Source organism: Microcoleus vaginatus FACHB-2002 (assembly GCF_040004035.1).
Lineage (GTDB): Bacteria > Cyanobacteriota > Cyanobacteriia > Cyanobacteriales > Microcoleaceae > Microcoleus > Microcoleus vaginatus_C.
Window position 1 is genome coordinate 1 of record NZ_JAMPLN010000029.1, and the last position, 26,986, is coordinate 26,986.

Below are 26,986 nucleotides of genomic sequence, written 5' to 3' on the forward strand. Positions count from 1 at the left end.
AACTCTCCAGCGTAGCCTGCGACAAAAAATCAAACGGGCTGCGATGAACAATGACTATATGATGCAAATTCTCAAGTGCTTTTGTCAAGCATGATTGAGATGCTCTTACCCTGTCTTCTATGTCCTAACCAATATACACAAGTATGGGGAAGATGACCAAGGGGAGCGCGGAGTTCATAGGTCATTCTACTATTAAATGAATCCCATTTAACGTATTCGCAGAATTTGTCATAATCTTTGCCCGCTTCTTGCCAAATAGACCTTTGTACTGAAAATCCGAAACGCTCATTTGAGTATTTTACCCAAAGTTGGTTAATTGTTTGGAGGTCTGTACAAGGAAAGTTTACCCAATCTGAATGCCCTAAATAGCCTAATTTTTCACAGCACGCTACCCAAAGTATAATTTGTTTAGTTTCGCAATCAGCTTCTTTAAACTTGCCCTCTGCTAAAAAATTGCGTAATTGAGTGTAATCAGCTCCGCTTTCTGAAGCTGGATTAAGAAATTGGTTGTCATAATTTAAAGATTGAAAATCACTCATGGTCAGCGCCTAAGATATTTTGAATATGAGATTATTTGACTTGAGCCGTATGAATTTGCTTCGCGCCCGCTTCGAGAAACCCATGCTTGAGTTAATTATAGTTTTGTAGGGTGCGTTAGGCCGTAGCCGTAACGCACCCATACTAATACTAGCTGCCGCCAATTCGAGCGACATCGCGAGCGTTTTCTTCAAATGCAGCCGTCAGCGCATCATCACCGCTTAAACCCGATGCGATCGCCCTTTCAATAGCCTGCAACACCCGCTTATAATCCCTCGGCATCACCTTCACAAACACCGGCACCATCGAGTCCCAATTTGCCAAAACCTTCGATGCCTTCGCACTTCCAGTCAAATCAACGTGAGTCTGAATTAACTGCCGCAAATCGCTAATTTCCTCAACATCCTCCAATTTTTCCAAATCCACCATCGACATATTGCAGCGAGTAGCAAAATCCCCCGCTTCATCCAAAATGTAAGCAACACCGCCACTCATACCCGCTGCAAAATTGCGCCCGGTTTCGCCCAAAACTACAACTTTGCCGCCAGTCATGTACTCGCAACCGTGATCGCCCACACCTTCAACTACTGCGTTAACGCCGGAGTTACGCACCCCGAAACGTTCGCCCGCCATCCCTCGGATGAAAACCTCGCCGGATGTCGCGCCGTAAAGCACTACGTTACCGACAATCACGTTTTCTTCCGCGACAAAGGTGGAAGCCTGCGACGGATACAGGATAATCTTGCCGCCGCTGAGCCCTTTGCCCAAATAGTCGTTAGCTTCGCCTTCGAGCTCCAGGGTGACTCCCTTGGGCACGAATGCGCCAAAGCTTTGCCCAGCGCTGCCTTGGAAGTGCAGGTGCACCGTGTCATCCGGCAAACCTTCCCAGTGGCGTTTGGTGATTTCGTTGCCCAGAATTGTGCCGACAACGCGGTTGACATTGGTAATCGGCAGTTTGGCGTGGACTTTTTCGCCATTTTCGATCGCACCTTTGCACAAATCCAACAACACAGTCATGTCGATCGACTTTTCCAACCCGTGATCCTGCGCCATCTGGCAATAGCGCCCGACATCCGCCCCAACTTCCGGCTGATAAAGGATTTTCGAGAAATCCAAACCCTTAGCCTTCCAGTGTTCCACCGCTTGTTTCGCTTCCAAAACATCAGTCCGCCCCACCATTTCATTCAGCGTGCGGAAGCCCAACTGCGCCATAATTTCCCGGACTTCCTGCGCGACGAAGGTCATAAAGTTTACCGTGTGCTCGGGGTCGCCGGTAAAGTTTTTCCGCAGCAGCGGGTCTTGCGTCGCCACGCCCACCGGGCAAGTGTTCAGGTGGCAAACGCGCATCATGATGCAGCCCAATGTCACCAGCGGCGCCGTCGCAAAACCGAATTCCTCAGCGCCAAGCAAGGCAGCAATTACTACATCGCGGCCGGTTTTCATTTGACCGTCAGTTTCCACCACAATCCGGCTGCGGAGATTGTTGAGCACCAAAGTTTGGTGAGTTTCAGCCAGTCCTAATTCCCAAGGTAATCCCGCGTGTTTGATCGAAGTTTGCGGCGACGCGCCGGTACCGCCGTCGTAGCCGGAAATTAGCACAACATCGGCGTGGGCCTTAGCAACACCCGCCGCGATCGTCCCGACTCCAACTTCCGACACGAGTTTGACGCTAATCCGCGCTTCCCGGTTGGCATTTTTCAAGTCGTGAATCAATTCGGCCAAATCTTCGATCGAATAAATGTCGTGGTGAGGAGGAGGCGAAATCAAACCCACACCCGGAGTCGAGTTCCGCACCTTCGCAATCCACGGGTATACTTTTTTACCGGGCAACTGTCCGCCTTCACCGGGTTTCGCGCCTTGCGCCATCTTGATTTGCAGTTCCTGCGCTTGGGAAAGGTACAAGCTGGTAACGCCGAAACGCCCGGAAGCAACTTGTTTGATCGCGCTGTTTTTCGAGTCGCCGCGATCGTTCGTCCAAGTGTAGCGATCGGGATCTTCGCCGCCTTCACCGGTGTTCGATTTGCCACCAATGCGGTTCATCGCTACTGCTAGCGATTCGTGGGCTTCTTTGGAAATCGAACCATAACTCATCGCCCCAGTTTTAAAGCGTTTGAGAATAGATTCGATCGGCTCAACTTCCTCAAGGGGTATCGATTCCCGCTGCTTGAATTGCAACAAACCGCGCAAGGTAAAATGCTGCTGGTTTTGTTCGTTTACCAGCCCAGAATACTGTTTGAAAAGCGTATAACTGCCCTCGCGCACCGACTTTTGCAGCGCATGAATTGTCTGCGGGCTAAACAAATGCGCCTCGCCTTCTTTCCGCCACTGATATTCGCCGCCAACATCGAGAGTATGTCCGCTGGCTGGGCGGTCGGGGAATGCGTGATTATGGCGTAAAATTGCTTCTTGGGCGATGACTTCGAGGTCTACCCCTTCAATCCGCGAGGCTGTCCAAGCAAAGTATTTATCGACTACGGATTTGTTTAAGCCGATCGCCTCAAAAATCTGCGCGCCGCGATAACTTTGAATTGTCGAAATCCCAATTTTCGAGGCAACTTTCGTCACCCCTTTAGTTGCGGCTTTGATGTAGTTTTTGCAAGCTGTTTTGTACTCGACATTTAGCAGCAATCCTTCGCGGATCGAATCGGCGATCGTCTCAAAGGCCAAATACGGATTAATCGCGCCGCAACCATATCCAATAAGTGTCGCAAAGTGATGCACTTCGCGCGGTTCGCCGGATTCGAGCACGAGTCCCGCCCGCGTGCGCGTACCTTTACGGATCAAGTGGTGGTGCAGGCCCGCAACTGCCAGCAGCGCCGGAATTGGGGCTTTGTCTGGACTGATACCCCGATCGCTCAAAATGAGGATATTCACCCCGGAGGCGATCGCGCTGTCTGCTGCTGCAAAAACCTCTTCTAAGGCTTGTTCAAGACCTTTCACACCGCTTTTGGGGTCAAACAAAATCGGCAGTGTAATCGACCGGAAATTGCCCTCTTTTACGTGTTTGAGCTTAGCTAATTCTTCATTGCTGAGAATGGGCGTTTTCAGTTCAATCAAATGACAGCTTTCCGGTTCCGGTTTGAGCAAATTGCGTTCAGCGCCGATCGTAGTTTCGGCAGAAGTTACAATTTCTTCGCGGATAGAATCGATCGGCGGATTGGTAACTTGAGCAAACAACTGCTGGAAGTATTCATAAAGCAGTTTTGGCCGATTGGAAAGCACCGCCAGCGGCGTATCCGCACCCATCGCGCCGACAGCTTCCACGCCATCTTTCGCCATCGGTGCTAACAGCAACCGCAGTTCTTCAAAGGTGTAGCCAAAGGCCATTTGCCGCTGCAATAATGTTTCGGGATGAGATTCTGCTACTGCAGGCGCATCTTTCAGTTTGGCAATTTCGACCATGTGCTTGTCGAGCCACTCGCGGTACGGGTGTTCCGAGGCAATTTGATGTTTAATTTCCTCGTCAGAGACGATGCGGCCTTCCTCGGTATTTACTAGGAACATCCGCCCCGGTTGCAAGCGACCTTTTGATACAATTCGTTCTGGGGCGATCGGCAAAACTCCGGCTTCCGATGCCATAATTACCAAGTCGTCTTTGGTAACGCAGTAGCGGGAAGGGCGCAAACCGTTGCGATCGAGCACTGCCCCGATCGATGTACCATCGGTAAAGGCGATCGAAGCTGGGCCGTCCCAAGGTTCCATCAAGCAAGAATGGTATTCGTAGAAAGCTTTTTTCTCGTCACTCATCGACTCGTGGGCTGTCCAAGGTTCGGGAATCATCATCATTACAGCGTGCGGCAAAGAACGCCCAGCCAAAGTCAGCAATTCCAAAGCATTGTCAAAAATTGTCGAGTCGCTGCCTTCGATATTGATTAAATTGGGGATTTTCTTTAAGTCATCGCCGAATAGTTCCGACTCGAACAGCGATTGCCGCGCGTGCATCCAGTTAATGTTGCCGCGCATCGTGTTAATTTCGCCGTTGTGAGCGATGTAGCGGTAAGGGTGCGATCGTTCCCAGCTCGGAAAAGTATTCGTGCTGAAGCGCGAGTGAACCAGGGCTAGAGCGCTTTCCATGTCGGGGTCGTGCAGTTCGGGATAGTAATCGCCGACTTGCACCGGCATTAACATACCCTTGTAGACGATCGTCCGGCACGAGAGAGTGGAATTGTACCAGTAGGGGTCTGTATTAGTCCTGCGGATGGCATTGTGAGCCCGTTTGCGGATGACGTACAGTTTCCGCTCGAAAGCCGCCTCGTCAATACCTGCGGCCCGCCGGAGGAACACTTGCTGCATGAAGGGTTCGCTAGATTTGGCGGTGTCGCCGAGGGACGAGTTGTCGGTGGGAACATCGCGCCAGCCGAGCACTTCCTGGCCTTCTTCGGCGGCGATTTCCTCAAAAATGCGTTTGCCGTTTTCGCGTTCAGTTCGATTTGGCGACGAGTAAATCGCGCCAACTCCGTACTCGCCGGCTTCGGGAAGTTCGATGTTTAGGCCCGCCGTTACTTTCTTGAGAAACTTGTGGGGCACCTGCATCAAAATCCCCGCCCCGTCTCCGGTGTTGGGTTCGCAGCCGCACGCGCCTCGGTGGTCGAGGTTCAAGAGGATTGTCAGTGCCTGCTCGACAATTTCGTGGGATTTGTTACCCTTCATGTGTACGATGAATCCGACTCCGCAAGCGTCGTGCTCGAACTGCGGATCGTACAGACCTTGCTTTTGTGGCAGTCCGTTGCTGTTCATTTTGATGCTCCTGTCAAAGTGGCGAAAAGATGTTGATCTAGAGTAGATGGTGGGATGCCGATCGCTCTAGTATCATGTATTATATGTGGATCTACTCAATTGGGTAGATGCACCAAAAAATCGAAGCTTATTCGATCCGAGGAAAAAAATAGTTAAAGCCGATAAATTAACTATGGAACCCGGAGGTTCAAGATTTATGCTTAAAGACTCTTCAATTATGTGAATTATTAAACCGCAGAGGCCGCAGAGAGCGCAGAGGAAGAGAAGAGAGATGAGTAATTCCGATACCAACTCACATCTTGCACCCTTGTTAATAAGCTTTTCAAGGGCGGGCAAGATGCCTGTTCCACAAAATTTACTCTCTGTGGAACAGGCATCTTGCCTGTTATTGAGAAAGGAGTTTATAGCATTTTTAATGCGACTGTATCCTCAGCGTCTGGGTGACATTCTCCACCAACATTTTGCCTTCTCATCCGCGATGAACCTTTCTGAAAAATTGCAAAAAGTCGATCGACTCCAAGCCTGGTTAGATAGCTTTCGGCCGCTTTCTCCCAACCTGATTGCAGAATTGAAAAAACTCTATGACGTTCGGGTTACTTATCACTGCTTCACAGAACTTAGCCAAACTTATTCAAGTCTAACTATTCAACCAGGTTTCATCCCAGAGGGTCTCTAACCAGATGCTAGAATTTTTGCAGCAGCAGTCTCAAGAGCTGGATTAGGATTCACCTTTAATCAATATTCAAGAACCAGCGCCCTTTCTATGAAGATTTGATGTAGATTGGGGCGATCGAGCTAATAACAGGTGACAACAGCTATGTTGGTTTTGCTATGGTTGTTAAGGCAGGTCGATCGGGCTGAGCACAACTCTTGCAAAACTCTACAGTCGGCTAACCAGTCCCCGCAGGTGGGCTTCGGTTTTAACTATAGATTAGTTAATCTCAAAAAACAACGTCGTTTACCACAGGATTCAGCAAGCAATCCTCAAGGAGTAAAAATCATGGTTCAGATTCAAGAAATTTCTCAAGTATCTACCCTGCACGCACCTGCAGCACCCAACGCAATAGCCGCTACAGAATTGCGGCCTTGGGGCTCCTTTACGACTCTAGAAGAAGGCCCAGGATATAAAATTAAGCGGATCGAAGTTAAGTCGGGACACCGCCTCAGCCTGCAAATGCACCACCACCGCAGCGAACACTGGATTGTGGTTTCTGGTACTGCAAAAGTTACTTGTGGCGAAACTGAACAAGTTCTGTTTACAAATCAGTCTACCTACGTTCCTCAGTGCACTTCTCACCGCCTGGAAAATCCGGGAGTTATCCCCCTGGTTTTAATTGAGGTGCAGAATGGCGAATATCTGGGAGAAGATGATATTATCCGCTTTCAAGACGATTATGCTCGTAATGAAAAGGCTAAGTAACTCAAGTTGCTAAAAATATAGGGGTAAGGTGCGCTGCGGCGCACCCTACATTCTCCGGGTAAGGTACACGCCGAGGCACACTCTACATTTTCAAAACTCAACATTACTTCCCAAATTACCAATTACCAATTACCAATTACCAATTACCAATTACCAATTACCAATTACCAATAATGATTCATCTGAGCAAAACAGCAGCAACAGAAGTAACGCGCCTCAAGTCGAAGCATCCGAATCCCAATGCTTTATTTCGTCTGGGCGTGGAATCGAGCGGCTGCTCCGGTTTGTCTTATACAATGGCATTTGACGATGCGCCAGCCCCAGAAGATGCTGTATGCGAGTCCGAGGGAATTTCCGTTGCGATCGACCCCCAGCACTTAAAATATCTCAATGAGCTCACCTTGGATTATTCTGAAGACTTGATGGGCGGAGGTTTCCGATTTCACAATCCCAATGCCGCCCAAAGCTGTAGCTGCGGCAACTCCTTTTCCGCAAAGGAATAATCAATATGATGACAGTCAAAGACTTAGAAAAAGTCCAAAAAACCTTCAAAGAAGCCGGTCAAGACTACCAAGTTGAACTAGAAAGCGGGAAGATTATCATTGTGGGCCCGTCAGACATTGTATCTAGTGAAATTGGCATTCGCTTGAGTGCCTTTCTCTTCGTTTGGGTGAATCCCCGCCGTTTGGGTCGAGTTTTTGACTCCGCAGGCGGCTTTATTTTACCTGATGCTAACCTTACAGCACCTGATGTTTCTTTTGTCCGAGCCGCACGTCTCAGGCAAAGTCCCCGTTATTTCGGAGAATTAGTCCCAGACTTGGTAGTAGAAATTAAATCACAGAGCGATCGCATTAAACCGCTAGAAAAAAAGATTAATAATTTTATAGAACTCGGAGCGCAAGTAGGAATTTTGATCGATCCAGATGAAGAAACTGTAACAGTTTATCGTCAGGAAGGTGAACCGATTGTGTTGGGAAATGAAGATATTTTGACTGTCCCCGAACTTTTCCCTGGTTGGCAATTGCCAATTGCTGAACTGTGGCCGCCAATTTTTACTGAAGCAGAAACTCAAACTGAAGCCTAATAAAGTTTATGCAGGTTTTACATAGCCAGAAATGCGAAAAGCCTCTCTTCTCTTCCTCTGTGCCCTCTGCGCTCTCTGCGGTTAAATCATTCCTATGCAACCGTAAACGATATGAGTGCCATCGAAAAGCTTTCAATCAAGCTGGCGTACCGAGAATAGTCCACTGCATTAACTGCTGCCACTCGGGAGATTGAGCTAATAAATCTGCATCGAATTCATTTCCCGCATCCTGCGAAAACTCGGCGAAAGCTTCCGCCCAATTAATTACTGTTTCCACAGGCAAATAAGGCGTATAATTCCAAGAACGCTGCAAAAACTCTACCATCTCAACAGAATGACCGGTGCGGTACAAATACCAAGCAATCCAAACTAAGGTACTGTACTTGATTTGCTTTTCCAACAAACGTATTTTATCCGGCAACTCGGGACGGGCAAAAAAATTGTCCATGACTGCGGCGAGGGATTTAGCTTGCGGTAAACCTTTGTACATGGCGCTTTGTTCGTGCTGGCGGTAGCAAACAGTTACTTGCTGCAACCACTCTGCTTCACATCCCATTAAGGCTAAACGCAACACTAAATCTGTATCTTCCGCCGGGGGAAATCGAGGATCAAATCCGCCGGCGCGCTCTAACCACTGACGGCGAAATACCATCGCGCTGGGTAATACTGGTTTCCACCGCAGCCACATTTCTAAGTCTAATTTAGGGACGTTTTGCCAGGGTTTGACATCTTTTAGGGGTTCGCCTATACTATTAACTAGACGCCAGCCACTGTGGACTATTCCTAGATTTGGTTTCGCTGCAAATACAGCCATTTGTGCTGCTAATTTGTCGGGGAAAAAGTAGTCGTCAGCATCAAGAAAAGCGATGAATTCTCCTCGCGATAGCTTTATGCCGTGATTTCTGGCAATCGAAACTCCTTGATTTTGTTGGTAAATGTAGCGAATTCGATCGCCATATTTCTCTAAAACTAACTTGGTATCGTCTCTGGAGCCGTCGTCTACGACAATAATTTCCCAGTTAGTATAGGTTTGGTGCAGAACGCTATCTACGGCTTGGCCGACGTAAGCAGCGCAGTTGTAAGCCGGAATTACTACGCTCACCTGCGGGGTGCGATCGATCGTAACATTACTCATAATTAATTATCTTAAATTCGATTGCGTCTTTATTTTACAATGAGCGTAGGGTGCGTCAGGAACTGACGCACCCAGCAAGGGGTTCTTGTGTTCATTAATTTGGGGTCAAGAATTTGCCAAGGTAAGTTGGTGCGAGTTCAGTAAATCATTGGGGCGAATTGCGAAAGGGTAGCGATCGCCTTTTACCTTCAAATACTTGTCAACTATTTCCAAAACCTGTTCGGGATTGGCCGGCTTGCTCAAAAAATCGGAAGCACCTGTAAATTTCGCCCGCGTGCGGTCAATTATACTATCTTGACCGGTCAAAAACACGATCGGAGTTTCCCGAAAAGCGGGTGTCTTTCGCAAAAAATTGCACAAAGCAAAGCCACTTGTCTTCGGCATCACCACGTCCATAAAAATTAAAGCAGGCTTTTGTTTGGCGAGGAGGCCCACTCCCTGCATGGGGTCTTGAATTTTTAGGACTCGATACCCCTCCGGCAACAAAATTTGCTCTAAAAATTCGCATACTGTCGGACTGTCATCGATACAAGCAATCAAAGGGCGACCCGGCCCTGCAATAGCCGCGGCAAGGCGCCACTGTTCTATAGGCGACGGCAAGTCTGGTACTGTTCGGAAATTTACTAAACCCTGCTTGATGTAATTAACTAAACCGCGAGTGGCCACTGTCACGCACTGCTTTTTCTTAAATGCAATATCCCAAAGAGTATTCTCGCCGTTGAATACGTTACCCAAAGCGATCAAAGAATTAGAACTAAATCGATTTTGCTGCAACTGGGCCGACGGTTTTAAAAGCGGTGCTTGTTCTGGATCTACCAACCACAAACCCATTCCTTTCCACTTCTGCCAAATTTCTTCTGTACAACACAGAACTTTCTCTACTTCTGTTAAAGACAGCAGCAAAGAAGAGGTAATTGTAGAAAAATATTTCTGGGACGGACGCCACTCCCGGCGCAAACCCGATTGACCGATCAGAGCAAATAACACTTCGGAAAGGCTGGTGTGGACGATCGCCCTAGCTTGTTCGAGACTCATTTCGCTGGCTGCTATCCCTCGCTGAAGCAGTTGATATTCCCACAGTTCTCCAGCATCGAGGTTTCTGAGATCCACTTGAAAGTTTCGACAGTGTTGCCCGATCGCTCTGTACCAGCGCCTCGATCTGTGCGCTCCTCCCGTGGCATACACCAAACTACCCTGAAAAAAGTAAAGTTGCCATTGTTGCTCCCCTTGCTCTAACAGCAGTTTCCCCGTTGCTTGTTTCTGGCTGAGTACAGCCAGAGTATGGGACAACATTTTGTATCCGATTGCGGTAGCAGACATATCAACTCGCATCCCCTGTACTCTGTTTGTACCATTATATAGCTGCTGAGTTTTGAAAGATAACAGTAATATTACTGAATTTAGGTTAAAAAACACCACTAATTGTGCGAATTTAACCGTCTTAGGGAGTGATTCCCCTCGGTAGTTTTAGCCATGAGGATGCAACGCCTATTTGCACTATTAACTAATAACTAAAATACTGTTTGTAACTAATAACTAATTGCCCTCGCTATCTTTGGGAGGTACAGGATCGTAACCCCCTGGATGAAAAGGATGACAGCGCAAAATCCGCTTAACCGCCATCGAGCTGCCACGGGCCGGCCCAAATCTTTCTATTGCTTCGATCGCGTATTGGGAACAAGTTGGCTGAAATCTACAGGCGTTAGGCAGGTAAGGAGAAATCCCCATTTTGTAGCCTCGGATTAATCCGATCAGCAATATTTTCACAATTTTTACCTCAGCGATTGATTAGATTAATAGCAAAATATCGTCCCGTACCGCTGTAAGCTAGGTGAATCTAGGGCATTCCCAGCAGTTAGAGTTACGCCAACTTTTACAGTACCAATTATACCTATTTTCATTTTTATTTTAGATAGCTACAGCACAATTTGAGGAGATAATATGGTACTTGTCTCTGAGTTCGCTACTTGACCGATACCTAAAAAATTACCGTCTCGATCGTAAACCTGCAACGGATAGGGAGGTTGGGGTATTGGGTTGTCGGGGGGATTGTTCGTACTTTCCTCCTCAGGCCCGATCGGCGTTTCGGGAATCGGGAGGCGCTGTCCTTGAAACCAGCGTTTGGTATATTGAGGGGAAAGGACGATCGCGCCTAAATGTCCCAAAACCGCCGATGGCAAAATCGGGCAGAATTTATTTTCCTGCAATTGCAGTTCCAATTGTTCAAAACTGAGACTTTCCTCGATCGAAAAACCGCTACTTTCGGTGCGAGTCAAACAAGCCAAAGTACCGCCTGCATTCAACACAGCACCCAGATCCCGCGCGATCGCCCGAATGTAAGTACCCGCCCCGCAGGCGATCGACAAATCCAATTCAGGAAAATCCCCCGGCCGCCAATCCAAGATTTCCAGTCGAAAAACCTCAACATTTCTAGCAGCAACTTCCACAGTTTCGCCTTTTCTTGCTAACTCATAAAGGCGTTTTCCTCCCACCTGAACCGCACTAAAACTCGGCGGAAATTGCTCGATTTTTCCTAGGAATTTTGGCAGTGCAGCTTGTACTTGTTCCAAACTCAACTCTGGCACCGGTCGAGAATGGATAATTTCTCCTTCTAAATCGTCAGTAGCAGTAGTTAAGCCAAACCGAATCGTGCCTCGGTAAGCTTTATTGTGTTGGAGATATTGCAGCAGTCTGGTTGCTTTGCCCAGGGCGATGGGCAAAACGCCAGTCACAGCAGGATCGAGGGTTCCTCCGTGTCCGACTCGCTTGAGTTTCAATAGCCGACGCACTCGCCCCACGCAGTCGTGAGATGTCATGCCCGCAGGTTTGTTGAGATTGAGAAAACCGTCAGTAGTCATTAGGAAGTTCGGCAACGGATTTTGTAACGGATGTAACGGATATAACGGATGTCAGGAAGAGGGAAGAGGGAAGAGGGAAGAGGGAAGAAGTGTACGGGATTTAATGGAGAGAAGGAAGCAGGAAAAAGGAAGATGAAAAGTGTTGAGATTGCTTGCCTTCGCATTGCGAAAGCTAACGTTACTTGCAACGCGAAAGCGGTTTTGAGTTAAAAAGTTCAACATTGAAAACTTAAAACTACAAAGTACCCGCCCGCCCAATTATCAATTCCCAATTCCCAATTACCCATTAAAGAATAAAGTCCGCCTGACTGATAGAAGTGCGGGCAACTCCGAATAAAGTAGCCAGAGTTTCCTTGGTGCTTGTAAGCTGAATAATTGTACTCGGCGAAGTTCCCGCCCCAGCGGCAATGGTGAGTTCGCCAAAGGTGAGGCCGGCAGTCAAGCGAATTCGATCGGTACCATCAGTAAAGTCTGTAATCACATCACCATCTGCCGATCGCCCGATCGCAAAAGTATCGTTTCCGGTGCCGCCAGTTAAAGTATCTGCGCCGCGATCGCCCGATAAACAGTCATTGCCGATGCCACCAAACAGCGAGTCATCGCCGGCACCCCCAAAAAGCGAGTCATCGCCCGCGCCTCCCAACAAAGTATCGGTGTCTTGGTTGCCAAACAGCAAATCATTACCCTCGTCGCCCAGCATTGAGTCAGAACCTTTGCCGCCGTAGAAAGTATCGCCGCCGGCGCCGCCCAAAACGCTGTCGCGGCCGGCACCGCCGAACAGCAAATCATTGCCAACGTCGCCCAGCAGTGAGTCATCGCCGTCGCCGCCGTAGAGGGAATCGTCTGCGCCTAAGCCCAAAATGCTGTCAGGGCCACCCAAACCAAATATCAAGTTAGCGCCCGCAGTACCTCTGAGGGAGTCGGGGCCGCTGGTGCCGCGAGTGCCACCAGGTGATCCTCCGGGACTGGTACCGTTGGTGGGGGTTGGGGTTGTGACGGGAATTGGTACAAGTGGCACTGCTGATGGCATGATTCTCAAGATGGTAGAAATTTGCCATTCTAACTTAGCTTAAAAGCGGAAGTTATATGCTCGCCAACCACCCAGATCGGAAATATCGATCGCATCCGCCACAGCATAAGGTTCGCACAAAAAGCCCTGCACCGTGGAGCCGTCCTCCAACACCAACGTACCAATTCCCAGCGGCGGGGGAATTTTAGCGACAAATCCGCCGAAAGCCGCGATCGACAACTCCCAAACTTCCACCTCGATCGCGCTACCGCCCTCTATCTGACGCACCAATCCCGGCTTGCCCAGAGCAGTACCCGTCAAAGCGTACAGCTTGTAAATCGGGCTGGTACGGCAGGCGCGAACCAAAATGCCTCCCCCCTCGATTAGTTGATAATTCAGCGGCTCACCGCTCAAATGAGCCCCAACTACGGCTATTTTGACTCGTTCTTCTGAGGAAGATTTTGCTGCGCTGGCGGGTTCCGGGACGGTTGGCAGCGGTAGGTTGGTTGCGCCCATAGTTCCCCCCAAACTAGCGTGGAAAGCAGATCCCAGCCGGCAGAGCGATAAATCGTGCCACGCAGGAGCCATCAGTGTCAATCCTGCGGGCAATCCGCTGCTTTGAAACCCGCTGGGAACTGCGATCGCGCACAAATCGAGCAAATTCGCAAAGTTCGTGTAGCGCCCGAGATTGGTGTTGAGCGCGATCGGCTCGGCTGCAACTTCTGCGACAGTATAAATCGTACCTGTCGTCGGCACCGCCAACACATCCATTGACTGCCACTGAATTTCTGCAAGCTTGCGGAGTTCGGCCAACCGGTACGACGCGCGGTAAGCGGCGACGGCATCGTAGCGTTTGCCGCCGCTGATAATTTCGTAGACGATCGGATCGATATCCTCTGGGTGCGCGTCGAGGAAATCGCCGATCGCGGCCAACCTTTCTGCTACCCAAGGCCCGCCGTAGAGGAGTTCGGCAGCATCCGCAAAGGGTTTGAAGTCAATAGGTGCGATCGTGCAGCCCAATGATTGCAAGCGCGCGATCGCCTCCCGGTAGCGCTGTTCGGCTTCTGCATTCCCAAAAAATTCGAGTTCGCCGTCTCCGGGAACTCCCACCCGCAAGCGGGATAAATCCGGCAAAACTTTCGTTTCAGGGTGACGAGAAAACGCATCCTCAGCGTCAAAACCGCTGGCTACTTGCAGCACAGAGGCTGCATCCGCACAGGTGAGAGCGAACACAGAAACGCAATCGAGCGATCGCACCGCCGGCAGCAGGCCGCGAGTGCCGATCGAGCCGCAACTTGGCTTCAGCCCGACAATGTTGGTAAAAGCAGCGGGAACCCGCCCCGATCCTGCGGTATCGGTACCCAGAGCAAAACTCACCAATCCGGCCGAGACTGCTGCTGCGGAACCGGAACTCGATCCGCCCGGAATGTAGCGCGAATCGAACGGATTGCGACAAACTCCATAAGGCGTGCGGGTTCCCACTAATCCTGTGGCAAACTGATCCATGTTTGTTTTGCCGATCGCGATCGCACCTGCCGCGCACAGGCGCTCTACGACTGCGGACGATCGCGCTGGAGTGTGAGCAAACGGAGGACATCCCGCCGTAGTCGGAACGCCCGCCCAATCGAGATTATCTTTGATCGCAAAAGGTATCCCGTAGAGCGGCAATTGTTGCGGGTCTAGGTTTTCCAATGCTTTGGCGCGATCGAGGGTTTCCGCCAGCGGTGCTAAATAAATCCATACTGCCGGATCTGCATAGCGTTCGATCCGATCGTACACGCTGGCGATCGCATCTGCAGGCGCGATTGAGCCGGTGCGGTAGCGATCGAGCAGCGAATGAATGTCGAGACTGTTGCTGTAGTTAAATTTTTCCATAGTGCACCGTCAGTCGATTTTAGATTTTAGATTTTAGATTTTAGATTGAAGAGTTGACTTCACAGGCTGTGTTTGGCGATCGTTATTACAAATAGACGGTTAGTTTACCGCATTGTCGATCGTACTCGCATCGAGTCAGCGGGCTCGAAGTATTTCTCAAGAAATCTTCAAGCCAGGCCTTGCGGGTTTCGTCTTTGTGTGTTGGTAAACTTCGCGATTTCCCATAGCCCCGTCTCATCGCCCGGTTTAATCTTCCCAAACATTTAATTTTACAAATTCGAGAAAAACCGTTTTTTGTAACATTTTACACATTTTCGCATTAAGTTTGCTGTTACCGTTTGAAACGTAGCAATCTAGTAAGATTGCAAACTACAGTATGCCTACCTTTCAAAAAGCTAAGTGCATTGCTGTTACTAACAGTCTCGAATAACTCCTTGGGTTGCAAACAGGACTTATACAGACAAAAACCGAAAAAATTTAACCGCTTCTAGGGTTCCGATTTGAATCATTTTCTAACTCAGCTTAGAAAGTTCAAGTGCTGGTCCGAGAGAAGCAGACTGGTTCTCCCCAAATTTAATTTTAGGGAAACACTAGCCAGTTACACGGCGGGATAAAAGCCCGGGAGAAACGCGATCGGTCATCAAGACTCGGTTCGTTAGCTCTCGGGCTTTATCCTTGTATATCAAGGGGGTTTGCGGCAGCTAAGGAAGCCAAAGAAGGTGCAAAAGCTCGATCGACATATTCACCTCTAACCAGCAACCAGAATATAGTATGAATATCCGATATTGCTCCCCAAAAATAACGCGATCGCCCTTATCCTACTGCGCCCTATTTTTCATCACATTGTTTTTCGCTGTCGGCTGCGTCAACCCGGCAATTTATATCAAAACCACGACAGAAAGCGAAGCAGCTTCTTCAGTAAGTGCTGATGCAGTTAGCCTCGGATTCAGCGCGTGGCCCGGCTGGTTTCCTTGGCAAATTGCCAAAGAGCAAAAGATATTTGAAGCCAACAATGTTGCTGTAGACTTAAAATGGTTTGACGGCTACTTAGAATCGATCAGCACCCTCACAGCAGGACAGATAAATGCTAACAGCCAAACCCTCGGCGATACCGTAAACTCCATATCAGGCGGCGCCGACCAAGTAATTGTTTTAGTCAACGACAACTCGACGGGAAATGACAAAGTGATTGTCGCTGAAGGTATCAATTCCGTTGCCGACTTAAAAGGGAAAAAAGTAGCAGCAGAGGAAGGTACAGTCGATCACTTTTTATTGCTGTTAGGGCTGAGAAAAGCAGGTTTATCAGTGCAAGATATTCAATTTGTACCGCTGGAAACCGGCAAAGCTGCGGCGGCTTTCGTCGGAGGGCAAGTCGATGCGGTGGCAGTATTTGCGCCGTTTACCACGCAGGCATTAAAACGAGCTAACAGCAAGGAACTGTTTAGTTCAAAAGATTTTCCGGGGGCGATTTCCGACCATTTGGTATTCACGCGAAAGTTTATCGACGAACACCCCGATCGAGTGCAAGCCCTGGTCAATTCATGGTTTGCAACATTGGAATACATGAAAGCAAATAAAGAGAAATCTTACGAGATTCTAGCCAACCGCGCCGGAGTTAGCGTTGAGGAATACAAAGAATATGAAAACGGGACTAAGATATTTACGATCGAGGAAAACTTGAAAGCCTTTCAACCGGGAAATGATATGACATCATTGCAGTTTGCGGCTGCCGAAATGAGTAAATTTCTCGTAGATGTAAATTTAGCAAAAACCCAACCAGATCTCAGCACATTATTTGACGATCGTTTTATCAAAGCTTATGCGGAAGGTAAAAGCTAAAAGGCAGAAGTTACGATTTGGCAGACCAAAAAAAACTTAAAAAAAATACTTTTTATAATCCCCAACATCTACTCCAATTACTCGACAAACCATTCCGCAATTAAATCATGCCATCAAATCCCGAACGCCGATCGATCCAATCCCACCTCAAGCAAAAAAGCCTAAATCCCACCGTTTTCTGGCGGATTGCGGAAGAGATACCACAACCCCTCAATATTGGGTTAACGGTAACATCGATCGCACTTCCGCTGCTGCTGTGGTGGCTAGTAACAACCTTCGCCAACGTAGACCCCAAATTTTTGCCTTCCCCCGGCAAAGTTTTAGAGGCATTTGGTCGGCTTTGGAACACTCGCGAACTTTTGAAAGACACGGTAGCGAGTTTGTGGCGGGTAGGAGTGGGCTTTCTGTTCGCCTTGGTTTTTTCCATACCAATTGGCGTGCTGATGGGCAGTTTTCCCAGTATTCGCGCCTTGCTGGAACCCATGTTCGGCTTGATGCGATATATGCCCGCACCAGCATTCATTCCCCTGCTAATTCTCTACTTGGGAATCGGCGAAGAACCCAAAATAATGCTGATATTTATCGGCGTCTTTTTCTTCAATTCGCTGATGGTGATGGATACAGTCAAGTTTGTTCCCAAAGACTTGATCGAATCTACTTATATGTTGGGTGGGAATCGCTGGGAAATCCTAACTCAAGTTATTTTTCCCCACGTTTTGCCGGGAATTCTTGATGCTAGCCGCATCAACCTAGCTGCGGCTTGGCAATTGGTAATCGTCTCGGAATTGATTGCGGCAACCGAAGGCTTAGGTCGTCGGATCAGCGTCGCAGGTCGATTTCTCCGAACCGAGGAAATTTTTGTGGGGCTGATTGTCATTGGGGCGATCGGACTGACTTTTGACTTGCTTTTTCAATATCTGCTGCGGGTTTCTTGTAAATGGTCAAGTCAGAAACAGTAAGCAGATTTTGAAGGAAGAAGGAAGAAGGCAGTGGTGTAAAATAAAATTCAAACCCACGCTAGATATCGTTGTTAGTCCTAAAATTTACAGATTTTGGGAATGAAAAAATCCATTTTTTACTTACAATACAGAGGATAAACTCATGTTTCTGCAAATCAACAACCTGCACAAAAACTTTGAAACGAAAAACGGTAAATTAGTTGTCCTCAAGGACATCAATATGAGCATCAAGCAAGGCGAATTTATCTGCGCGGTAGGCGCATCCGGTTCGGGCAAATCTACTCTTTTGAGGCAGATTGCGGGATTGGACAAGCCGACAATAGGGGAAGTGAAAATTGACGGCAAGGAAGTTGTTGCGCCTGGGCCGGATAGAGGTATGGTATTTCAGCATTACACTCTTTATCCTTGGATGAACGTGCAGGAAAATGCCGAGTTTGGCCTCAAACTTCAAGGCGTGTCGAAGAAAAAGCGGCGCGAACAAGCGAGCTATTATTTGAATGTGGTAGGATTGACGCAGTTTGCTTCGTCGCTGCCGAAGGAATTGTCGGGCGGGATGAAACAGCGGGTGGCGATCGCCCGCGCCCTCGCTTCTGAACCTAAAGTGTTATTAATGGATGAACCTTTCGGCGCCTTGGATATCCACACTAAAGAATCGATGCACGAATTTATGCTCGATTTGTGGCGCCGCACTCAGATTACAATCTTTATGATTACCCACGATGTCGAAGAAGCGGTGTTTCTTTCCAATCGGATTTATGCTTTGGGCGCCCGTCCCGGTACAGTGAGAAAGGAAATGTCGATTAATTTGCCCGATCGCACTCCCAGCGTTAAACGCCACGCCAAATTCCACGATTACCGCGACGAACTCATGGATTTGATGCGGAAACACGGACAGGAAGCAGTTGCAATGGCTGCTTAAATAGAAATAGGTTTGTAGTTGCACTTTTTGCACCCGCGCCAACCGTACAACGGCAAACCTAAGTAAGTGGAAACTTAACATCTTGTACCCTTGTCAATTACCTATTTAGGAACGGGCAAGATGCCCGTTCCACAATAAAATTGAGTTTTGTGGAACGGGCATCTTGCCCGTTCTTAAGAATGGTGCAAGATATCAGTGGAAATAAATATTACTTTGGGAGAGGGCGGGTTTTGCCGCTACAGAATACTATTGTTTGGTTTCGCAGACCTACCCAAATACATCAAGAGGAACTTATGGTGCAACTATCATCGATCGACACAAACTCACAAATTGATTCTGACCTCGTATTAATCGAAGAAACCGTACCGGGCGGCGCGTACTGGTCGGGGGTCATCAAGCGGGGAAACACCCTGCGAATCACCGATTTAGAAGGCTCTCGCGGCGTTTCCATGCTGTGCTACAACGCCGACAATGCGATCGAACGTTTCAACGCAGCAGACACCGCCAAAATTCAATTCAACGCCTTTCTCAAAGAAGGCATGGTGATCTACACAGACATGGGACGCATCCTATTTTCTATCACCCAAGACACCTCCGGCTGTCACGATTTGTTAGGAGGATGCAGCAACGCCATTAGCAATGCCAAAAAATACGGCGAAGGAGACTGGAAAAACTCCCGCGACAACTTCCTCAAAGCCCTAACTCGATGGGGATTGAGCAAAAAAGACATCATGCCCAACCTCAACTTATTTACTCGCATTGCCGTCAAACCCGATGGCACGATGGAGTTTCGCGAAGGCTGCGAAAAACCGGGTAGTTTTATCGATTTGCGAGCAGAAATGAACGTATTGACAATTATCTCTAACTGCCCCCACATCCTGCATCCCGGTTCAATTTACGATCCAAAACCCATTCAAATTCAGATTGTGAAATCCCCCGCACCCGTACCAGACGACTTGTGCCGCACCGCCAACCCGGAAGCCGTGCGCGGCTTCACCAACACCGATGCTTTGTTCGTGCAATAGACCCGATTCCAGCACTTAATCTTGTCCGCATCAATCTGCGGTAAAAAACTCTGCACTTCCATCATAAAAAGTGAACCATGATTGCAACTACCCAACAAATCCTCGATCCAAAAACTGCAATTTATAACGAAGTCTTACCAGCCAGACATCCCTGGTCTCGTGTCATCAAAAAAGGACAGATTCTTCGTATTGTAGATTTAGGCGGAAATCAAGCAGTAGATTTTTTAGTTTACAATGCCGATGACCCTTCCGAACGTTACAGCGCCCCCGATACGATCGTCAATCAAGGCAATATCTTTGTCACTACAAACAGCCAACTCATTTCCAACGAAGGGCGAGCCATTATGACCATAATTGCTGACTCCTGCGGGCGGCACGATACCTCCGGCGGCGCCTGTAGCTGCGAGAGCAATTCCGTGCGGTTTGGGCTAGATAAAAAATACCAGCACGCCTGTGTTGAAAATTTCCTCGCCGCAATTCTTCCCCACGGTTTGGGCAAGCGAGATTTAGTCAGCAATATCAACTTCTTTATGAATGTTCCGGTTAGCGAAGATGGCACTCTTGAAATTGTTGACGGCATCTCCGATCCGGGAAGCACAGTTGATTTGCGAGCCGAAATGAACGCGCTAGTTGCTATTTCTAACTGCCCGCAAATGAACAATCCTTGCAATGCTTACAATCCTACGCCGATTCAGTTGATTATTTGGGATTCCGTGTAATCTAATATGCCCGCCGAGAGGGGGACGCTGGCACTATTGTTAGCGCCCTTCCCTATTGCCCGAAAAGACTTGCATAGCATTCCCAAGCTTTCCTATCTGGAAATTATCTGCGTTTATCTGCGTTCATCTCCCTTACATCTGCGGTTGACTTATCAATCAAAGATTTATACAATTACCCAAATGTTTAACAAAGTTTTGATTGCAAATCGCGGTGAAATTGCCTGCCGAATTATCCGCACGCTCGATCGCCTAGGCATTGCTTCGGTAGCAGTATATTCTGAAGCCGACGCCCGCGCCAAGCACGTTTTCGCCGCCAGCGAAGCCGTTTGTATCGGTGCAGCCGCCGCAGCCGAGAGTTATTTGCGGTTCGATCGCATTCTCGAAGTTGCGCGCAAAACTAAAGCTCAAGCTATTCATCCGGGTTACGGCTTTTTGAGCGAAAATGCTGAATTTGCCGAAGCTTGTGCAAGCGAAAATATTGCATTTATCGGCCCGACTCCGAGTCAGTTGCGCTGCTTTGGATTAAAACACACCGCGCGGGAAATAGCCGCTGCAAATCAAGTGCCGCTAACTCCCGGAAGCGAACTTTTAGCAAGTTTGGAGGATGCCCAAAAAGCGGCTGGGGCGATCGGCTATCCGGTGATGCTCAAAAGTACCGCAGGCGGCGGCGGCATCGGTTTGCAGGCTTGTTTTGGCGATCGAGATTTGGCAGAAGCATTTGAAAAAGTACAGCGTTTGAGTCAAAGCAATTTTAAACAAAGCGGCGTTTTTTTAGAGAAATATATTCAAACAGCTAGGCACATTGAAGTCCAAATCTTTGGAGATGGCAAAGGAAATGTCATAGCCTTGGGTGAGCGAGATTGTTCGGTACAGCGGCGCAATCAAAAAGTAATAGAAGAAACCCCCGCCCCTGCTATTACCGACGAACAGCGAAATCAGTTGTACGGTGCAGCAGTGCGGCTGGGAAAAGCCGTAAATTACCAGTCAGCGGGTACTGTTGAATTTGTCTTTGATGTCGATGCGAAACAGTTTTATTTTTTGGAAGTCAACACGCGCTTGCAAGTTGAACACGGCGTTACTGAAGCTGTCAACAACATCGACCTCGTTGAGTGGATGATAAAACAGGCTTCTGGAGATTTGTTCCCCCTGGAAGAGTACCGCTATCAACCGCAGGGACACTCAATTGAGGTGCGAATTTATGCGGAAGATGCCGGCAAGAATTTTCAGCCGAGTTCCGGGTTGCTGAATAAAGTTGCGTTTCCAGAAAACGTCCGCTGCGACAGTTGGATAGAAACCGGCACGGAGGTTACTCCTTTTTACGATCCGCTGCTAGCCAAAGTAATCGTTTGCGGGGATAATCGAACCCAGGCGATCGTAAAACTAAAAGCTGCTTTAGATGCCAGTGAAATAGCGGGAATTGAAACTAATTTAGATTACCTCCGCCAGATTTTGGACGATTCCCGATTCAACCGGGGCGAACTGAGCACGCGCTTTTTAAACTCTTTTGAATACGCACCTTTAACGATCGATGTATTGGATGGGGGAACCTACAGCAGCATTCAAGATTATCCGGGGCGGATTGGCTATTGGGATGTTGGCGTGCCGCCTTCTGGGCCGATGGATCATCTGGCATTTCGCTCGGCAAATCGTTTAGTAGGAAATCCCGAATCGACAGCAGGATTGGAATTCACAGCGACAGGCCCAACTCTGCGCTTTAATGCCGATACAGTTATTAGTTTGACTGGCGCAATTATGAAGGGAACGCTAAACGGCGAATCGGTGCCGTTTTGGACGGCAATTTCCGTAAAAGCTGGCAGCATTCTCAAGTTAAAAGCCATTCAAGGCGGCGGCTACCGCACTTATTTAGCAGTCAAACACGGCTTTAATGTCCCCGATTATTTGGGCAGCAAATCAACTTTTGTACTGGGCAAATTTGGCGGACACGCGGGCCGCACGCTGCGTCCGGGAGATGTCTTAAAACTCAACCAAACTGCAACTCTGGAAGCGGAAATATCTTTGCCTCCGGAACTAATTCCCACCTATAGCAATAATTGGGAAATCGGCGTTTTGTACGGGCCTCACGGCGCGCCGGATTTCTTTACTGAGTCAGACATTGAAATGTTTTTCTCAACAGAATGGCAGGTGCATTACAACTCGACACGGACGGGAATTCGGCTGATAGGGCCGAAGCCGACTTGGGCGCGTCAAGACGGCGGAGAAGCGGGTTTGCACCCGTCTAACATTCACGATAATGCTTACGCGATCGGCACGATCGATTTTACGGGCGATATGCCTGTAATTCTCGGTCTTGACGGTCCGAGTTTAGGAGGTTTTGTCTGTCCTGCTACTATTGTGCAGTCGGAATTGTGGAAAATCGGACAACTAAAACCGGGGGACAGCATTCGCTTTCACTGTTTGAGTTTTGCTGAAGCTTTGCAGCGGGAATTAGCACAAAATAGGCAAATTGCTACTTTTTGTTTGCCTGTTTTTGGGGAAAATGCAGAGGAATTTCCCGCCGTTCCCGCTTCTCCAATTTTGCACGAAATTCCCGAATCTCCGGGACAGGTTGCTGTTACTTACCGTCAAGCTGGGGATAAATATATTCTAGTTGAATACGGTCCGTTGGTGCTGGATTTAAATTTGCGTTTTCGGGCGCACGCATTGATGGAACAGTTGAAAGCAAATCCGTTGCCTGGTGTTATCGAATTAGTGCCGGGAATGCGATCGCTCCAAATTCACTTTGACAGCCGCCAGATTTCGCAACAGCAGCTAATGCAGGCGCTGATTGCGGCGGAGGCGGAACTTCCGGCGATCGAGGATTTGGAAGTGCCGGCGCGAATTGTGCACTTGCCTTTATCTTGGGAAGATGAATCGACGCTGTTGGCCATTGAAAAATATATGCAGTCTGTGCGATCGGATGCACCTTGGTGTCCGAGCAATATTGAGTTTATTCGCCGCATAAACGGGCTTGAAAGCATCGAACAAGTCAGAGAAATTGTATTTAATGCTAGCTATTTAGTGATGGGTTTGGGAGACGTTTATTTAGGCGCGCCCGTCGCAACTCCCCTCGATCCGCGCCACCGTTTGGTTACTACTAAATACAATCCCGCCCGCACTTGGACTCCTGAAAATGCAGTGGGCATTGGCGGCGCGTATTTGTGCGTTTACGGGATGGAAGGGCCCGGAGGTTATCAATTTGTCGGCCGCACGGTGCAAATGTGGAATCGGTTCAAACAAACGGCGGATTTCCAGTCTGGTAAACCTTGGCTGTTGCGCTTTTTTGACCAAATCCGATTTTATCCGGTTTCTCATGAGGAATTGCACCGCTGTCGGGAAGCATTTATCGAAGGGAAGTTTAAATTAAAGGTTGAGGAAATTACTTTTAATTTGAGAGAATACAATGAGTTTTTGCATTCTATTGCTAACAGTGCGGCTGAGTTTAAAGCGCAGCAGCAGGCCGCATTTAATGCAGAGCGCGATCGCTGGGCCGCATCCGGGGAATTTGAAGCTGAATCTGCCGCAGAAGCCCCAGATGTGGCTTCTGAAACAGCGGCGGAGATTACTTTGCCGATCGGTTGTGAAGCAGTTGTCGCTCACGTTTCGGCCAATGTTTGGCAGGTGCTGGTTAATGTGGGAGATGTGGTTGCAGAGGGCGATCGCCTGTTAATTTTGGAAGCGATGAAAATGGAAATTGCTATTACTGCTGATGGTGCGGGCACTGTTGCCGAGTTGTTTTGTGAAAAGGGGCAAACGGTGACAGCCGGACAAATTCTAGCGGCTGTTCAACCGAATTAATCCCTCTGTTGTCAGTTCGGGGACAGTAGAAGCCGTTGGATAATTGGGGGATGATTTTGATTGTTTTGTGGGATGGGATATCGTAGCCAGTCAGGTGTATTTTCACTGAAGGCGGGACACGCCACAATAATCATCCTCTAATTGTGCAATGCTCGCTCATTTAATCAAGGTTTAGCAGCAGTTAGGGCTTCAAAAGGGTGCGGATACATCAATCAAACAGGCCAGTGGGCGATCGCCCCGCAATTTTCGGCGGCGGGCAGTTTTTCGGAAGGCTTAGTCGCTGTCAAGCGCAATGGCAAATCTGGCTTCATCAATCAAGCTGGAAAGCTGGTCATTTAGCAGGTTCGATGCTCTGTTTAGGCTTTAAATTTGTTTAAATCTAGTTAACTTAACTCCAGCAGCCCAGAAGAGAGCGGCAAACCATCCTGAAATACCAGCAATTCTCCCGGCTGAATTTGCGTCCAAACTTCGTTATCTGTCAGCGGAAAAGTCGCAATAACAGCCACGCGATCGTCCTCCTTTGTCAATTCCCGAAAATCGACAGTTACATCTTCGTCGATCGAGTGAGCGCTAGCAAAAGGTGCTTGTCGCACAATATAATGCAGATTAGTAGAACAGTGGGTGAACAAGTGTTCTCCATCGGAAAGTAAATAATTAAAAATTCCGTGTTCTGCCAAAATTTTAGTAATTTCCTCCAGTACCGGGTAAATTTCCGCTACAGCAGGCTTACTTTGAGGAAAAGTGGAGCGCAGCTTTTCTAATATCAAACAGAATGCTTTTTCGCTGTCAGTTTTGCCAACCGGTTTGTAAACTCCGGCACATTCTGGATAAAAGTTTTCGAGATTTCCGTTGTGAGCAAACACCCAATAACGTCCCCAAAGTTCCCGAATAAAAGGGTGGCAGTTTTCCAGAGCAATTGCGCCTTGCGTAGCTTTGCGGATGTGAGCAATGACGTTAGTTGAATGAATGGGATAGCGGCGCACTACTTCAGCAACCGGAGAAGCAATCGCAGGTTTAGAGTCTATAAAAAGGCGACATCCCAAACCTTCAAAGAAAGCAATTCCCCAACCGTCTTGATGAACGTCCGTTTTGCCCCCCCTTGCAGAAAAACCCTCAAAAGAAAAGCAAATATCTGTTGGAACATTGCAGTTCATTCCCAGTAATTGGCACATAGCTTTTAAATCTCTGGAGTTTGAATGGATGTCGCAGCTATTGGCAGCTACAGACTTGCGATTATACTATTATAGTATGAATTGATTTAGCCTTATAAAAAAAACACAATAATTTTGGATTGTCAACCATAATGCTACTTAAATTTAAAAAAATGCGTGAAGCCAAGCTATCCCGAACGCGCGTGCGAGCGCGTTGCGGTAGGGAATCGCCCAGAATTCAATCGCGTTCCCCGCAGAACAGTCTTCATCGTTCCATTTGTCCTGCAATTTTTTTTATTAAATTTATGTAAGATTCAATTTTATGGGGGAAAATCTGAAAGTTGTTTGATATCCTTCAAAACTATTTGAGGCTTCCCTTTGTACTGTTCTACCTTCCCACTGACATACACATATCCCCGTCCCAGACCCGCATAACGTTTCTCAATTAGCCGCTTCAAGGGAGCCATTTCATCAGTTTCAGCATCTGGTATCCACAAATCTAATTTATGATACACCGAACCAGCATACATTAGAGCGCTGCCGCCGATCCATTTAGTAATTCCCGCCTGCAAATCGCAGAAAATAGTAATAGATTTAGCTCTCTCAGAAGCAGCTAATATTTTCGGGTAGTGCAACCTCAAAGAAACCGCTCCTGCCGTTGCTTCCGACAACCGAAACTCTTCAACAATCGAGCCTCGCATCGACCACCAAGGCAGTAAATTAGCATAGTTGCGAGAGGGAATTTTGGCATTGACAATCGGATTCCAAATCATCAGATTGTAAGCTTTTGCCGCCGATTCTGCCTCAGTCATTTGTCGGTGATACAATCTGGAGCGCCCGTATTTGACGAAGTAGGGACTCCAGCCTTCTTCAATCAGTTTAAGATTGTAATTTTCTCCATCTTTATGTACGTAACAAAGGAGACGCCCGTAGTTGTCGCGGTGTTTTTGTAGAGCCACTTCAACCGAATCGTCGGTATCAAATTCTATGTCAATTTGAGCAAGTCCATCATCTGCTGTCGCGAAGTATTTTTTAGCCATTTCCGTACCTGCTTTCCCCGCCGCAGTTACAGGTTTGGAGCCTCCCGGATGACTTTCTTCTGTATCGACGCAAATCAGCCGGAGAGACTCGGTTTTGCCGTTAAGAGAAATTTTGATGCTGTCGCCATCAACTACTTTAGTTATTTGCAGGTTCGGAATTCTGGTTGCCATATTTTCAACCCTGTTGCACTTGAGATTTCATGCAGGTATCGGTTGAATCATACACGAGTTCGCTATCAATAGCAACTGTAATTTTTGTTGTTTGTATTAATATTTGTCAACTGTCGCGTATTTTATCAAATCGGGGAAAAAATCCCGAAAATCAGATTCTAAGCGCTGATAGTTAGCTGTCAAATCTTCTATGCCGCTTGCCAAGTTATTTGTCCGCTTGATTCGGGCGGACATTCTTGTAAGAGTGATGCCGATTTCGGCAATTTCCTGATAAGATGAAAGCAAGTCGCGGGCAATTATTGTTGGCAGCACCCGCTGGAGAGATTCAGGCAATATATCGCGATTGTCTTGCAGGACTTTATAGACATGGCAAGAAAAATCGGGAAGCGGAATTTCTGAATATTCCAGCCAATTTTTAGCCAAGAAGTGGTCGTAAAACACGTCAATCAAAACTCCAGCAAACCTGCGTCTCTCGGAAGAAACAAGGCTTTTACTCGCTCGCACTATGGCGTGAGAGTCCGTGTAGCTATCTACTTTGCGGTGCAAATCGATGCCTTTTCTAATTTCATCGGGATAAAGGTTGACGGCCGTTCCTTTGACAAAATCTCCTAAGAGGTTGCCAATCAGGGATTCTGGCGTGCCTTTTGATAAGAATAGATGAGCCAAATAATTCATTGCTACAGTAAAAATATCTAACATAGCATAAGGAGAAA

The 26,986-nt window shown here is 48.0% G+C and carries 22 protein-coding genes and 1 riboswitch; of the genes, 11 read left to right on the forward strand and 11 right to left on the reverse strand.

Going from position 1 to position 26,986, the window contains the following annotated elements:
• Positions 1-71 precede the first annotated feature (71 nt).
• Positions 72-539 carry a GUN4 domain-containing protein gene (locus NDI35_RS21775; protein WP_445314551.1) on the reverse strand — a complete coding sequence of 156 codons (468 nt, stop codon included), beginning with the start codon at positions 537-539 and terminating at the stop codon, positions 72-74.
• Between the two features lie 148 nt (positions 540-687).
• Positions 688-5,274, reverse strand: a complete 4,587-nt coding sequence (gene gltB / locus NDI35_RS21780) for a glutamate synthase large subunit (RefSeq protein ID WP_445314552.1) — start codon at positions 5,272-5,274, stop codon at positions 688-690.
• A gap of 337 nt (positions 5,275-5,611) precedes the next feature.
• Here gltB and NDI35_RS21785 point away from each other — a divergent pair, with 337 nt between their 5' ends.
• From NDI35_RS21785 to NDI35_RS21800, 4 genes are all read left to right on the forward strand, one after another.
• Complete coding sequence (locus NDI35_RS21785; RefSeq protein ID WP_445314553.1) at positions 5,612-5,950, forward strand: hypothetical protein; 339 nt, start codon at positions 5,612-5,614, stop codon at positions 5,948-5,950.
• Positions 5,951-6,274: 324 nt separating this feature from the next.
• The gene (locus tag NDI35_RS21790; protein ID WP_333075032.1) at positions 6,275-6,694 is read left to right on the forward strand and encodes a cupin domain-containing protein; all 420 of its coding nucleotides are present in this window, start codon (positions 6,275-6,277) and stop codon (positions 6,692-6,694) included.
• 173 nt (positions 6,695-6,867) lie between these two features.
• Positions 6,868-7,197 carry a HesB/IscA family protein gene (locus NDI35_RS21795; RefSeq protein ID WP_333070615.1) on the forward strand — a complete coding sequence of 110 codons (330 nt, stop codon included), beginning with the start codon at positions 6,868-6,870 and terminating at the stop codon, positions 7,195-7,197.
• Between the two features lie 8 nt (positions 7,198-7,205).
• Positions 7,206-7,778 (forward strand): Uma2 family endonuclease, encoded by a 573-nt coding sequence (locus tag NDI35_RS21800; protein ID WP_445314595.1) that lies wholly within the window; start codon positions 7,206-7,208, stop codon positions 7,776-7,778.
• 136 nt (positions 7,779-7,914) lie between these two features.
• On the opposite strand, the gene NDI35_RS21805 is transcribed toward NDI35_RS21800, so the two are convergent.
• From NDI35_RS21805 to atzF, 6 genes are all read right to left on the reverse strand, one after another.
• Positions 7,915-8,913 (reverse strand): glycosyltransferase family 2 protein, encoded by a 999-nt coding sequence (locus NDI35_RS21805; protein WP_445314554.1) that lies wholly within the window; start codon positions 8,911-8,913, stop codon positions 7,915-7,917.
• Between the two features lie 105 nt (positions 8,914-9,018).
• Positions 9,019-10,233, reverse strand: a complete 1,215-nt coding sequence (locus NDI35_RS21810; protein WP_445314555.1) for a response regulator — start codon at positions 10,231-10,233, stop codon at positions 9,019-9,021.
• Positions 10,234-10,449: 216 nt separating this feature from the next.
• A complete protein-coding gene (yidD, locus tag NDI35_RS21815; protein ID WP_190655801.1) occupies positions 10,450-10,680 on the reverse strand; it encodes a membrane protein insertion efficiency factor YidD in 231 nt (76 codons plus the stop codon).
• A 149-nt stretch (positions 10,681-10,829) separates the two neighbouring features.
• Positions 10,830-11,771 carry a tRNA pseudouridine(55) synthase TruB gene (gene truB / locus NDI35_RS21820; protein WP_445314556.1) on the reverse strand — a complete coding sequence of 314 codons (942 nt, stop codon included), beginning with the start codon at positions 11,769-11,771 and terminating at the stop codon, positions 10,830-10,832.
• Between the two features lie 286 nt (positions 11,772-12,057).
• The gene (locus NDI35_RS21825) at positions 12,058-12,801 is read right to left on the reverse strand and encodes a calcium-binding protein (RefSeq protein WP_445314557.1); all 744 of its coding nucleotides are present in this window, start codon (positions 12,799-12,801) and stop codon (positions 12,058-12,060) included.
• A gap of 39 nt (positions 12,802-12,840) precedes the next feature.
• Positions 12,841-14,655 carry an allophanate hydrolase gene (gene atzF / locus NDI35_RS21830; protein WP_445314558.1) on the reverse strand — a complete coding sequence of 605 codons (1,815 nt, stop codon included), beginning with the start codon at positions 14,653-14,655 and terminating at the stop codon, positions 12,841-12,843.
• Positions 14,656-15,131: 476 nt separating this feature from the next.
• Positions 15,132-15,282: riboswitch (guanidine-I (ykkC/yxkD leader) on the forward strand.
• A gap of 144 nt (positions 15,283-15,426) precedes the next feature.
• On the opposite strand from atzF, the gene NDI35_RS21835 reads away from it, so the two are divergent.
• The 7 genes from NDI35_RS21835 to NDI35_RS21865 all read left to right on the forward strand — a co-directional run bounded on the left by NDI35_RS21835 (position 15,427) and on the right by NDI35_RS21865 (position 24,250).
• Positions 15,427-16,494: an ABC transporter substrate-binding protein gene (locus NDI35_RS21835; protein WP_445314559.1), complete on the forward strand. Its 1,068-nt coding sequence runs from the start codon at positions 15,427-15,429 to the stop codon at positions 16,492-16,494.
• Positions 16,495-16,601: 107 nt separating this feature from the next.
• On the forward strand, positions 16,602-17,453 hold the full coding sequence (locus tag NDI35_RS21840) for an ABC transporter permease (protein WP_445314560.1): 852 nt from the start codon (positions 16,602-16,604) through the stop codon (positions 17,451-17,453).
• 142 nt (positions 17,454-17,595) lie between these two features.
• On the forward strand, positions 17,596-18,372 hold the full coding sequence (locus tag NDI35_RS21845) for an ABC transporter ATP-binding protein (protein WP_190731928.1): 777 nt from the start codon (positions 17,596-17,598) through the stop codon (positions 18,370-18,372).
• 293 nt (positions 18,373-18,665) lie between these two features.
• On the forward strand, positions 18,666-19,397 hold the full coding sequence (locus tag NDI35_RS21850) for an urea amidolyase associated protein UAAP1 (RefSeq protein ID WP_445314561.1): 732 nt from the start codon (positions 18,666-18,668) through the stop codon (positions 19,395-19,397).
• Positions 19,398-19,474: 77 nt separating this feature from the next.
• On the forward strand, positions 19,475-20,116 hold the full coding sequence (locus NDI35_RS21855) for an urea amidolyase associated protein UAAP2 (RefSeq protein WP_445314562.1): 642 nt from the start codon (positions 19,475-19,477) through the stop codon (positions 20,114-20,116).
• A 6-nt stretch (positions 20,117-20,122) separates the two neighbouring features.
• Positions 20,123-23,911, forward strand: a complete 3,789-nt coding sequence (uca, locus tag NDI35_RS21860) for an urea carboxylase (RefSeq protein WP_445314563.1) — start codon at positions 20,123-20,125, stop codon at positions 23,909-23,911.
• A gap of 141 nt (positions 23,912-24,052) precedes the next feature.
• The gene (locus tag NDI35_RS21865) at positions 24,053-24,250 is read left to right on the forward strand and encodes a WG repeat-containing protein (RefSeq protein WP_445314564.1); all 198 of its coding nucleotides are present in this window, start codon (positions 24,053-24,055) and stop codon (positions 24,248-24,250) included.
• Between the two features lie 44 nt (positions 24,251-24,294).
• On the opposite strand, the gene NDI35_RS21870 is transcribed toward NDI35_RS21865, so the two are convergent.
• The 3 genes from NDI35_RS21870 to NDI35_RS21880 form a co-directional block, all read right to left on the reverse strand.
• Positions 24,295-25,083, reverse strand: a complete 789-nt coding sequence (locus NDI35_RS21870; RefSeq protein ID WP_445314565.1) for a class II glutamine amidotransferase — start codon at positions 25,081-25,083, stop codon at positions 24,295-24,297.
• A 299-nt stretch (positions 25,084-25,382) separates the two neighbouring features.
• Complete coding sequence (locus tag NDI35_RS21875) at positions 25,383-26,273, reverse strand: thermonuclease family protein (protein WP_445314566.1); 891 nt, start codon at positions 26,271-26,273, stop codon at positions 25,383-25,385.
• A gap of 96 nt (positions 26,274-26,369) precedes the next feature.
• Complete coding sequence (locus NDI35_RS21880) at positions 26,370-26,972, reverse strand: acyl carrier protein phosphodiesterase (RefSeq protein ID WP_445314567.1); 603 nt, start codon at positions 26,970-26,972, stop codon at positions 26,370-26,372.
• Positions 26,973-26,986: the final 14 nt, after the last annotated feature.